At 42.6% G+C, this 12,842-nt stretch carries 6 protein-coding genes and 1 pseudogene; all 7 read right to left on the bottom strand.

Going from position 1 to position 12,842, the window contains the following annotated elements; genetic code table 11:
* Positions 1 to 52 precede the first annotated feature (52 nt).
* Positions 53 to 661, bottom strand: a pseudogene (locus tag ACI39P_RS08105) (IS3 family transposase); the annotation flags it as partial.
* A gap of 173 nt (positions 662 to 834) precedes the next feature.
* Positions 835 to 4,212 (bottom strand): DEAD/DEAH box helicase family protein, encoded by a 3,378-nt coding sequence (locus tag ACI39P_RS08100; protein ID WP_439720158.1) that lies wholly within the window; start codon positions 4,210 to 4,212, stop codon positions 835 to 837.
* 161 nt (positions 4,213 to 4,373) lie between these two features.
* Positions 4,374 to 5,471 carry a restriction endonuclease subunit S gene (locus ACI39P_RS08095; protein WP_439720157.1) on the bottom strand — a complete coding sequence of 366 codons (1,098 nt, stop codon included), beginning with the start codon at positions 5,469 to 5,471 and terminating at the stop codon, positions 4,374 to 4,376.
* A gap of 47 nt (positions 5,472 to 5,518) precedes the next feature.
* Positions 5,519 to 7,057, bottom strand: a complete 1,539-nt coding sequence (locus ACI39P_RS08090) for an N-6 DNA methylase (RefSeq protein WP_439720156.1) — start codon at positions 7,055 to 7,057, stop codon at positions 5,519 to 5,521.
* A gap of 222 nt (positions 7,058 to 7,279) precedes the next feature.
* Positions 7,280 to 7,600: an EamA family transporter gene (locus ACI39P_RS08085; protein ID WP_439720155.1), complete on the bottom strand. Its 321-nt coding sequence runs from the start codon at positions 7,598 to 7,600 to the stop codon at positions 7,280 to 7,282.
* A 416-nt stretch (positions 7,601 to 8,016) separates the two neighbouring features.
* Positions 8,017 to 9,369: a DUF4143 domain-containing protein gene (locus ACI39P_RS08080; RefSeq protein WP_439720154.1), complete on the bottom strand. Its 1,353-nt coding sequence runs from the start codon at positions 9,367 to 9,369 to the stop codon at positions 8,017 to 8,019.
* A gap of 339 nt (positions 9,370 to 9,708) precedes the next feature.
* Positions 9,709 to 12,792: an S-layer homology domain-containing protein gene (locus ACI39P_RS08075; protein WP_439720153.1), complete on the bottom strand. Its 3,084-nt coding sequence runs from the start codon at positions 12,790 to 12,792 to the stop codon at positions 9,709 to 9,711.
* Positions 12,793 to 12,842 lie beyond the last annotated feature (50 nt).

Raw genomic sequence — 12,842 nt, 5'->3', positions numbered from 1 at the left:
CAAAAAGTTAGACTTTTTAAGCGTAGCAGTTTTATTGGCTGCTACGCTGTTTTTATGCAGCCAATAGGCTGAGTCTGTATTGAACAGGACTCTTCCATCCTAGTTTTTCTTTTATTCTTTGTTCATTGTAATACTTTATATATCGTTCTATTTCTGATTTCAATTCTTCGTAGCTATAATAAACTACACCGTAGTATATTTCTTGCTTTAACAAGCCAAAAAAGTTTTCCATTACAGAATTATCGTGGCAATTACCCTTTCTGGACATACTTTGAAATATACGTTCTTCTTTAAGTCGATGTGAGTAGCTCTTCATCTGGTAAGCCCATCCTTAATCGGAATGAAAGGTTCTGCGATAAGGACAATCTGATGTCTTTTCGATTGCTTGTTCTAAGGCATCCACCACATTTTTTGCTGTTGGTTGTTTCGCGATTCCAAAGCTAAGTATCTCTCCATTGCACATATCCATAAATGGGTCCAGATATAGCTTATGCATTGTCATATTCCCCTGAGAATCCACTTCGTAGTACTTAAACTCAGTTGTATCCGTTGTTATTTTCTGATGAGGAATGGGAGTATTAAAGCGTCTTCGTATCCTATTAGGGGCTATACCTCCAACCTTTCCCTTATAAGAACTATATTTTCTACTTTTGCGCGTGAATTCCATAAAAACCAACAAAGTATGATCAAGTACGATTCAGCAGCATTAAAATCAAATTTGTTGCATGATCGTTGCAGTAACGCTCATTTTGTTGCAGTGGTTCGATCAAGGATTTTTTCATCCAAAAATATGCTTTATTTCTCAAATAAATTTATTCTATTGTAGCATAAAACTCATCCAGACACAACTTTCACAGCATTTTCCTTAATTTCATTGATCTTCTGAATCAGTGCCATCCTCGTCTTGGAATCAAACATCTTGATAAATGCAATAGGCTTATCAAAGGGAGGCTTCTGCAGATCTGCAACAGTTTCCATATAGCCATTCTGCTCAATATGATTAATGATTTTCATCACGAACGCAATCTGCTTTTGATTCAAAGATTCATCATTGATAAATGCAGAAAAAGCCTCCATCGCTGCAGCATGATCCAGCTTTGCAATCTTACGAATCAACAGACCGAAAGGCGTATCCCCAAATTCACGCTGATAATCCTCTTTGCTGCCCAATTCACTGGTCAAAATGCGTTCCAACTCCGTATAATCCCCAATGGAAAGAGGGATATTATGGGTCAGCTTGTGAATTGCCAAGGTGTCACCATGTTCCTCTACATAACGGTTGACCTTTTTGCGATAATCTTCAAAATCATAGGCAGGGTCCAACTGCATATTTTCCTGCTCTCCGATAATTGGGTCTGCCAGCTTTGTTACGATAGGCGATTTGGCAGGACTTTCATCCATCAAAAACTTTATCAATCCCCGCAGCTCCCGCCGAATGGTTTCAAACAGCAAAATATCATTGGCTGCCCAGAAATCATCTGTATTGATTTGCTTAATCCTATCCAATTTTGCCTTAATCTGTGGAATCGTAGCTTTTCGTTCCAAAAGAACCGCTGTATCGCAAAGCTGCTTTTTTGCATATTTGAAACTGGGCAATCCTTCCAGATGGGCAATCATCATGCCATACATAAAATTATCGAACCGCTTCGCCGCTTCATCATCATCCTTCAAATAAACCAATGGTGCGATTTCCTTCGTCAATTCCCCCTTGTCCCCTTCGCTTAGCATATCAAAGGCAGAACGGACTTTATATTTTTCTACATACTGCCGTCTCAATCTCACAGACACAATATCCATATTTAAGTCCAGAACTTGTCCATGGCAGATATCCGCCAGTTCCTTGCGCCAATCCTGGTAAGCATCCTCCGCAAAGGCACCATCCTGCAATGCCATCATCAGCCGAACCTGCTTATCAAAAATATTTTCCGCAAGAGTTTTTGTTTCTTTCCCTTCAAAGCCATTGGGGTGTTCTCTGAAAAATTCAAAATTTCCGCAATAGTCAAAAATCAGGAAACGCTTCTTGCCGATATATTCTCCGTCAATTTGGTCAGTACAGATTAAATTGGGAGCCAGACGAGTCCCTCTGCCAATCATCTGCCAGAATTTTGTTTTGGAACGCACCTTCTTGAAAAACACCAGATTTACACATTCCGGCACGTCGATGCCGGTATCCATCATATCAACAGATACAGCAATATGCGGCTCTTTCTCAGGCACCTTAAAATCATCTATTATCGTCTGGGCATAAGCATCATCACAAATGACTCTCTGGGCAAAGTGCCCCTTATACTGAGGATAGAGCTGATTGAACCGTTCCAAAATAAATTCTGCATGGCGTTTATTCTGGGCAAAAATAATGGTTTTGCCAACACGATCCCCACCTGCAACCTTGATGCCCCTTTCCATCAAATCCTGCAAGACTTTATCCACAGTTTCCTCATTAAAAACAAAGTCATTCAATGCCGCTGACGGAATAAAATCAGGCATCCCATCATCTTCCGCAAAATCATCCTCATATCTTTCTTTGTCCTCATCAGAAAGGTCATCATAGGTGATCCCTTCTTCCAAGAATTTTGTTTTCACCTCATAGTTATAATACGGCACCAACACATGATCTTTGTAAACTGCCGTTTCATAATCATAGGCATAGGTCGGCACACCGTGTTCCATTTCAAAGAATTCATACGTATTGCGGTCAACATCCGTTTTCGGCGTTGCTGTCAGCCCAACCAGAATTGCATCGAAATATTCAAAAATCGCACGATATTTCTTAAAAATACTTCTATGGCTTTCATCCACAATAATCAGATCGAAATGGGCAGGGGTAAACAGCTTTCTGCCGTCCTTTGTTTTTGTGGAATCGATGGCATTCAGCATGGTCGGATATGTAGAAAATACGATTCTCGCCCCGCGGTCATCCTTATTAGAGCAAAGGTTACACAAAGACATATCCGGCAGATAGTTTTTGAAATCATCCTTCGCCTGCTTTACCAAGGCAGTACGATCCGCCAGAAAAAGAATATTTGTTACATATCCGCCACGGCTTAAAACATCCGTCAAGCTGGAGGCTGTCCTTGTTTTCCCCGTGCCTGTTGCCATAACCAGCAGATTTCTGCGGAAGCCCTGGGTGATATTATCACAAACGGCACGGATCGCTTCCTTCTGGTAATAACGGTCAGTAATTTTATCATCAATGGGCACAGTACTCAAGTCTTTGCGTTCTGCACGGCGATTCATCAGCTTTTGCAGATCATCCTTGCTGAAAATACCGCTTACCCTTCTCTGGGGTCCTGTTTTGTCATCCCAGAAATAGGTTTCAAAGCCATTGGTGGTAAACATCATAGGGCGGCGGCCAAATTTTTGTTCCAGACAATCCGCATACAGCACCGCCTGTTTCCGCCCAATATTCGGGTCTTTGCTGGCACGCTTCGCTTCGATGACTGCTAAAGGCAAACCATCCTTGCCAAACAGAACATAATCCGCATAACCCTTCTGCCCCATTACACCGGTCATGTTATCAACTTCATATTCTTCCCAGACATCCGCATTTTCGCCGTCAAATTTCCAGCCAAGCTCCTTCAAATCCAGATCAATATATCTTTTGCGGGTCTGGAATTCAGACAAATCTTCAGGTTCAAAGGTACGCTCCTGCTGATGCTGTTCTTTTTCCGCTGTGTATGCAGCGGACATTTCTGCGATTTTCTTCCGAAGGGCTTCTATCTCCGCCTCCTTCTCCCCAAGAAGGCTTTCCTGCTCTTTGATTTTTTTCGTATCAACAACGACCTTCTCCTTGGGAATCCTTGCTTCTTCAAAGGTACGTTCTTCGTAATCGCTGCCATAGCAATAATCAATCCACTGGATAAATTCAAATAAACCTTTCAGAGAAAATAATACATCACTGTTGGAAATCGTTTTATCCGTATGTACCGCCATATTTCCCAGCTTAATGATGAAAGGCAGCTTGCCCCATGTCTGCTGGTCCACAGCGAAACGAAAGCTATGCTCATGAATCAGAGACTGCAGGTTGTCCCTGTAAGGCATCGTCATGGTGTTATCCGCAGCATAGACCCATTTCACAGCAAGTTCTAAGGCCTTGCGGCAGCCAACGGCACACATGGCAGGAGCAGAGGTATAGACCTTTTCCGCTTCCATGGCAGCGGCGGAGAAAAGGGCATATTCTTTTTTGTTTTTCAAAAAATCAAAATTACACATACGCGTTCTCCTTTCATCCACCAAAACGCCCTTAAATTTCCTCTATTTCTTCTTTTAGCTTAACAAAAGCCGGAATATATTGCTTTAAAATGGTATCAACCTTTGCAAAACATACTATCTCTAATTCTATTATACACAAAAAATCTGCTTCTGTCGTAGTATTACCCAAAATATTCCTGCATCAAGCTGTCAAACAGCAACTGTGTTTTATCTAATGCTGCCTGCACAGCAGCTTTTGATTTGTCGATCTGTTTGATAAAAGCAGCAAACTCATTTTGCAGTGTGATAGGCACATCAAATACTTGGCATTTTTTTAGCGCAAAAATCTTTAACTCTGCAAATGTTGTTCCAGACGCAATGCTACTATAGTCAGTCATAATCCTATCTTTCAAAGTGTAGAGCAGAAAAACGGGATTATAGCTGGTGTCAATTGCGTGAACCCACAGGACACGGCCATCTTTGAAGTAGAATGGTTTATCTGTATTAACTAACCAAATTCGTCCATCCGGGCAAATAGAGGGCATCAACAAGTCACCAATCCGAGGGGTTCCTGTAGCTTTGCAAAGTTCCGCATAGTGTTGCTCTGTAATGAACAACTCCGGAGTAATCTGTTTTCCTTCAGCCAAAGCACCTACTTCTGTTCCACGATAAAAAGGAATACCATTCTCCCGTAATTCTTCAACAAATACCCGCTTACTGGAGCCAACCTCAGCAATGTCCTCAAGACACTTTGTTTTCCAGCCTTTGGGATTGCTTAAACAATCACCAAATAGTTCGACAAATCGGGCTTTGATGAGATCATCTAACTTTTGAAGTTCTTTCTGACGAAACTCAATAATGTTTTCAACTCTTTTTAGGATATCAACAATCTCTCTCTGTCGATCCAGTGTATCCAAATTAAACTCTTCGCTTTTATAATCCTTAAAATAAATATGTGGAATTGTTGCACCAGTAAAATACTTCTCCAAATGCATATATCTCACAACATAGCAAAGATATTCTACTAAAACATTTTCTTTTGGCAAAAGATACTGCATAGTGCCTATTACTGAAGATTTTGCCGGATGTAAGGTAGTTCTACCAATACCTGCGCCATCTTTAACAACTGCCACATAAGGCTTTTCCTGATGATAAAAATCAACATTTCCTAAATAACCAGTAGCTCCATAGATTGGATATTCTCCTATTTTATCTATAATATCTGATTGTTTAAGATTCGATGAACCTCTTTCACAAACATCTTCGAGTTTTACTCTCATATCTTCATCCCTACAAATCCGAATTTCTACAGATTTGTTTTTCCTTTCTATAAGCCTAACAGTCTTTCCAGTTCATCCATGGCATTACCGATTTCCATTTCAATTTCACGAATATCTGCCATAATTTCCTGTGTGGAAGGATATTCCACAGGCACATATTCCACCTTTTTATATTTATTGATGGAAAGGTCATAGCCATTTTCTACGATTTCCTCCTTCGGCACAAAGAAGGACTGTTCTGTTCTCTCTCTTTCCGCCTCCTGCTCCATGTTATGGAAGCGGGCAATAATGTCCGGAATATCATTTTCACTGATTTCAGAACGCTTATCATCCAAGCTAAATCCATCGGCCTTCATATCATAGAACCATACATTTTCTGTGCCGCCTGCCCCCGTTTTCGTAAACACCAGAACGGCAGTAGATACCCCTGCATAAGGCTTAAATACGCCAGAGGGCATGGAAATTACCGCCCGAAGCTGATGATTTTCCACCAATTCCTTGCGGATGGACTGGTGTGCTTTGCTGCTGCCAAAAAGAACCCCATCGGGAACGATGCAGGCACAGCGGCCGCCTTTTTGCAGCATACGCAGAAACAACGCCAAAAAGAGAAGCTCTGTTTTCTTTGTATTGGTCACTGCTTTCAGATTATCATTGATGCTTTCCGCATCAATCGTACCCTTGAAAGGGGGATTTGCCAAGCAAACGGTATACTTCCCGCTGATTTCATTTTGCTTGGAAACGCTGTCTTTATAATCAATTTCAGGTTTTTCGATGGAATGGAGCATCAGGTTCATGGCAGAAATCCGCAGCATAGTGCGGTCTGTATCAAAACCCGTAAAGGCTTTCCCTGCGAAATGCTCCCACTGCTCACTGGTCATAGTATCCTCATAATTTCTGCGGATATATTCAGATGCAGAAACAAGGAAGCCCGCTGTGCCACAGGCAGGATCACAGATGATATCATCAGGCGTGGGCTGCAGCAGTTCCACCATCATTTCACGAATGTGCTTGGGTGTACGGAACTGCCCATTTTGTCCTGCTGTCGCCAGCTTGCCCAACATATATTCATACAGGTCCCCCTGCATGTCCAAGTCGGCAATATCATGCTCATATAAATCATCCAAGCCTGTAATGATTTTCTGCAACACCTGCGGTGTAGGAATCAAAAACATGGCATCGTCCATATAGCGGGCAAAGGCTGTTTTTCCTTCCTCCGTTTTATCGAAATGATCCTCTATTTCTATCAGCTCACCCTTTTCATCAAAATCAGGCAACCGTCCGTATTTCATCTTTTTGATTGCAGGGAATACCCTCTGGGAAATGATGTTGAAAATTTCTCTTGGGTCTTTGTCCTTGAATTTGCTCCAGCGCATAGACTGCCCTGCCGCAGACTGCGGGAAAATTTTATCCATTGCCTCCCCTGTCATATTTTCAAATTCTTCTGTTTCCAGTTCCTTTTCATCCAGAGAACGGATAAACATCAAATAAGTAAGCTGTTCAATGACGGTCAAGGGATTTGTAATGCCCCCGGCCCAGATATCCGTCCAAATCTTATCCACTTTATTTTTAATTACACCAGTAATCATAAGAATCCTCCACCATTCTTTTTAGTTAATTTAGATAAACATAAATATTTAATTTCATTTTATAGTATTTGTAAGCAAAAATCAATTTCTGGTATTTTTCAAGAAATCGGATGCATAATCTAAAAAAGCTCCTACAAATTTGCAGAAGCCATAAGTCTGTAATCAATTTTTTCATGCCTTACTATATGCAATCGTTTTCCCATGATTGAATAGACTAGATAATTAGATATTATCTATCTCGTCTTTCCATTCCACCTGATTCTTCATATTATAAAAATACGCAGCAATAGATGCACCTACAATCAAAACTCCTCCAAACAATGTACAAGGGGTTGGAATCTGATTCAAAAACAAAAACCCTAACACAATGGCAAACACCACAGAAAATTGATCATAAATCGCAATTTCCGACGCAGGTCCAAGACGGTAGGCATAAGTGAGAAAAATCTGTCCCAGTGCTCCCGTAATCGCAATCATTATCAAGTAAACCATGCCCATTCCCCGGGGCAGAATAACGCCTTTCATCAGAAGCAAAGTTGCCATCTGTACGATGCCGTAGGATGGCGTAGGATTCGGCTTTCCATAAAAACCAACAACGTATGATCAGGTATGATTCAGCAGCATTAAAATCAAATTTGTTGCAGAACTGTTGCAGTACCTCTCGTTTTGTTGCAGTAATTCAATCATGGTTTTTTCATCTAAAAAGTAGTTTTCTCCTCGAATAAATCTATCGTTATTATAGCATAAATTATAGATATTTCAAATTGTCCGAAGCTTTCCAAAAAACCCCTTTGTTTCCATGGCAATATTTTTTAGATACTGAACTTCGTACACACAAAGAATAATAGCTCGGTCGAGGAAACAACCTTGACCAAGCTATTTTAGGTGATCCATAATCATATGGGAAATCTTAGAGTTCTGCCCATGAACTACGACGTCTAATACCAGTTCGTTATTTTTCAACAGGATTGCGTTACCCGTCTTTCCTCCAATGCCATTCCAATCAAGCGATCTGTCTGGTCTGCCATAAACAGAGGAATATTCAGCACATCATCATCCAGCTTTAAATTGTCCAGGGAAAACCGGACACGGAGCTTGACCTGATCCGGGAACAGCTCCTTGAATTTCTTCAGGCTCCTACTGGTTGTGTTGGTTTCAGATTTCACTTCCACAGGGATAATATCATTCTCCCGCTGAATGAGGAAATCCACTTCATAAGAAGGATTGTTCTGGCTCCAGTACCGGGGAACCACCTCAAACTGCGTGATCAAGGTCTGCAGCACAAAGTTCTCGGTCAGTGCGCCCTTGAATTCAGTGAACAGGCGGTTGCCTTCCCCGAAGGCCGTAGGAGCCAGCTGTGCCAAGCGGCGGAGCAAACCCACATCCACCAGATAAATCTTAAATGCAGACAGGTCATCGTAGGCAGCCACCGGCAGACCGGGAGCGCTGCTGCGGTAAATCTTATGCACCAGTCTGGCATCCACCAGCCACTGCAAAGCATCCTCGTATTCACGGGCTCTTGCGCCTTCTTTGACAACCTTGTAGATAAATTTCTTATTCTCCCTTGCCAGCTGAGACGGTATGGATTTCCAAATCATAGAGATCTTCGGAAACTCGCTGATGTTAGGATGCTTGGCAAAGTCCCGCTCATAAGCACCGATGATCCCGGAAAGGGCTTCCTGCATAGCAGAAACATCTCGGGCTTCCGTCCACATCAGAACGGGCTCAGGCATACCGCCGGTAACATAGTACATCTTTAATTTCTCATAGAGCGGATTGAAAAAGGCATCTGGGATTGGCTCAATGGTATCCACGCTTTCCAGATATTTGGCGAGATTTTCGTCGCCGTTAGCAAGTAGGAATTCCGTGAAGGTCATTGGATCAATCTGCATAAAGTTAACCTTGCCTACCGGGAAAGAGGATGGCTTCGCCAGAGCAATCCCCAGCAGAGACCCGGCACAGGCAATGTGGTACTGCGGGGCATTCTCGCAGAAATACTTCATGGAGTTAATGACCTTGGGGCAATCCTGCACCTCGTCAAAAATGATGAGGGTCTTTTCCGGCACGATCTTCTGACCGCTGGCCAGTATCAAATTTTGCAGGATGCGATCCACGTCCTTAGTAGTCTCAAAGAACTGCTTATACTCTTCGTTTTCATCGAAGTTAAAGTAGGCTGTATTTTCATAATAGCGTCTGCCGAATTCCTTGAGAATCCAAGTCTTCCCCACCTGACGTACGCCCTTTAAGATCAGCGGTTTGCGGTAGGGTGAATTCTTCCAATCCAGCAGCTTATTTAAAATCAATCGTTCCATAGATACACCCCTTCACATTTTTATTGGAGTTTCAGTGTGTTGTAATCACATTTTTATTATATATCGCTTGCGCCGAAATCACAACCGTCATCACAAAATTATTTGCATTTTAGGTACACTATATCACATTTTTATATTTTTTCTGCCATAAGGAGATGAGAAAAGGATTCAGAAAAGATGAGGACTAGATTTTTCCTTCATAGTGGAATCCAATTCCCTTTTGTGTTCCCGGAGACTAAAATCCGTACCCCTTTGTAGGTTTATTCATCAGGGGACATAATAGGAAAGGAGTAAGGTATGTTTCAACCTTACTCCTTTTCAGTTCTGTCGGATTTATTATTACAAAATATTCTCACAGAAGCGGTGCAGGAACGCTGCGACCTGTGCCCTTGTGGCATTACCCATAGGCATCAGGTTTCCGTCACTGCCGCTCATGATACCCTCGCCGCAGAGCCACTGCATAGCAGGAACTGCATATTCGGAGATATCCAGTGCATCGTTGTAGCTGAGGATATTGGTGTCCTCGCCCACGCTGACGTCAAATCCTTTATACTGGGCGTATCTATACAAAATTGTGGCAAGCTGCTCACGGGTGATTGCATCGTCCGGTCCGAACAGGCCATTGTCATAGCCGCTGACTATGCCATTTGCTGCAGCCCATGTAATGGCATTTTCGTAGTACGAGCCAGATTTCACATCATCAAAGGCGCAGCTGCCCGAGATTTCAGGTTCGCCCTCCAGACGGTAGAGGATCGTAACGATCATGCCTCTTGTGGTGGCTGTTTCCGGGGAGAATGTATCTGCGCTTGTACCGCTCATCAAACCGTTTTCATATGCATATGCCACATCTTCAAAGAACCAATCGTCTGTATCAACATCCGCAAACGGGAACTCATCTGTGACTGGATCTTCTTCGATTGCTTTCCAGCCGGCATAAACGGTGGTGTTGCTTGTCAGCTTAATGCTTGTGATTTTGTCGGTAAGCTCCCTGTCACTGTACCAGCCTGTAAATGCAAAGCCGTCTTTTTCAGCCTTATACTCTTCAAGGTTTATGTTTGTTCCTCTTGATTTAGTGATACCGGAAATACTGCTGCCGCCATTGGTGTCAAATGTCAGCTTATAATGAATGCTGCTGTTTCCGCCGCCGGAAGAGCTGCTTTGGCTGTGAAGCGGCTCAAATACACCGTATATACGTGCAACATTGTCTACATATTCATCTGAGTAAACAGGGCCGAGGGTTTCAACATGAGCCTTTCCGTTTAATGTGGCGGTTGTGTCATTTGTAAAGCAGAAGCCGTCATTTTCAACAGCGCCTACAAGAACGGAATAATAGCAGCCCTCTTTAAATGCCTCGTCCTGTGCCACTAATTCCCAGCCGTCATCGGCTGTGCCTGTATATTTATCCTCAGGAATCTTGTACCATATAGCCTTAAAAGGCTCGGCACTGCCGTCAGGCGCAGATGTAATTTCAGGGCTAAAGTCAGGTGTGTTGCCAATAACAGGCGCATCAACCTTTGCGGCTATGCTTGTTATAGGCTCATCTACATTAACCGGCTTTTCCGGCTTAAATGCAACAAACGTGGGTATCTCATATTCTCCAAATGCGCCGGGGATGACTTCCATTCCGTTTATGGTAGGCTTAATCTGCGTATCAAGACAATATCCGTACTTTGTCCGGAATGTTGTCATAATTATGTAACAGTAACCCTCTTCAAATTTCTCGTCTTTTCCTAATTCTACACCGGGATTTCCAAGGATATCCCCATTAGATGGATTCTCATTATCAGTTTTATACCATTTAACGTCATAAACCTCAACACTGTCCGCAGGGTCTGATGTAACCCTTGGTTCATAGTCAGGTGTTTTGCCTATAACAGGAGTGTCGACTTCTGCGGCTATGCTTGTTACTTCAATAATTTTATCCGAAAGCGGGCCCAAGGTACGGCTTACATAGGCGCATGTACTGTCTTCGCCATAAACAGGTCTGTCGCCATTATGCCTATAGCCGTTTACTTTAGCCTTTGTGTCTGTGGTGAAGCAATAACCGGTATTTGTTTCAAACTCTGCGTCAATACGGTAATAGTACCCTTCCTCGAACTTGTCATTCTCATCCATTACATCCCACTGACCGTTTTCTTCATCGCTTTCGTACCATTTAACTTTGCCGTCTTTCAGTTTAAGGATGTTTACTTCGTCATACTGCTTACTGTCATTAATGGCCGCACCATAGCCAACAGGTGTAAAGTTAGGGCTATCGCCTATACAAGGATCGACAACTGTAACAAGAATGTTTGTTACAGGTATAGGCGCAAGGGGACCGAATGTGGCGCTTACATAGGCTGTGCTGTTGTCAGAAGAAAGAGTAAGCTGACAGTCGTTAAAGTTTACATAAGCCGTTGTGTCTTCGGTGAAGGAATAAGGGGTTTTTGGTTCAAATGCCGTATCAAAGCGGTAATAGTATCCTTCCTTGAACTCGTCATCCTCATCCATTACATCCCAGGGACCGTTTTCATCCTTACTTTCGTACCATTTAACACTGTCATTTTCAAGTTTAATGACGTCATTCTGCCAACCGCTGCCATCAATGGTCGCATCATATTCAGGGTCAAAGTCAGGCGTTTTGCCTACAAGTGGAGTGTCAACTTCAACATGAATTTCTGTTACAGGTCCGGGCGTAAGCGGTGCAAATGTGGCGCTTGCACAGGCGGCTGTCAAATCTTCACTTAAAATAGGAACATCATAATCATTAGACCTGCCGTTTACTGTAGTCTTTGTGTTTGCGGTGAAGAAATATTTGCCAACTGTATCAAACGGCACCTCAACACGGTAATAGCAATCCTTTTTGAACACATCCTCCTCATGTATGGTCTGCCAATTTATCTTCTCGATTTCGCCGTTTTCGTAGCTTTCGTAGCTTTCTTTAGAACATTCCCGCCAAAACATGGATTCCGGCTTCCATGAAACACTGTCCGCAGGGGTTGATGTAAACTGCGGTTTAAAGTCTGGCTTTTCGCCTATAACAGGAGCGTCAACTGTAACGTCGATGTTTGTTACTTCGCCAAAAAGATTATCGAAAACCTGAATAGCAACTACATCCTCAACAACAGAAGAATCAGTTACCTCCTTTCCATTTACATAAACTTCAAAAGACGTGGAGGGTGTCCAATCGTTGGGTATACCATAAAAAACTAGGTAATAAAAACCTGCTTCAAATTTTTCCCCTGTATTCATCATTACCCACCCAGGCTCATTTGGGTCGTTTGTTGTGGAGTTCTTCCGCCATGATACATCGATACCCTCAGACGTAGAGTAATTAGGGGTGAATTTGACATTTATAGCAGTGTCAGGCGTTTCGCCAATTACAGGCTCTGTAACAGTAAAGTCTATCCTTTGAACCTTCCCTGCAAATGCCGCTGTGGGCATTATGCCAAGCGCCATGATACAGCTAAGTATAAGGCAAAATATTTTTTTTC

The sequence above is a fragment of the Anaerotignum sp. genome, from assembly GCF_051877975.1.
GTDB lineage: Bacteria > Bacillota > Clostridia > Lachnospirales > Anaerotignaceae > Anaerotignum_A.
Note: the sequence above shows the minus strand (reverse complement) of the source record. Positions and strands in the feature narration are given on the sequence as shown.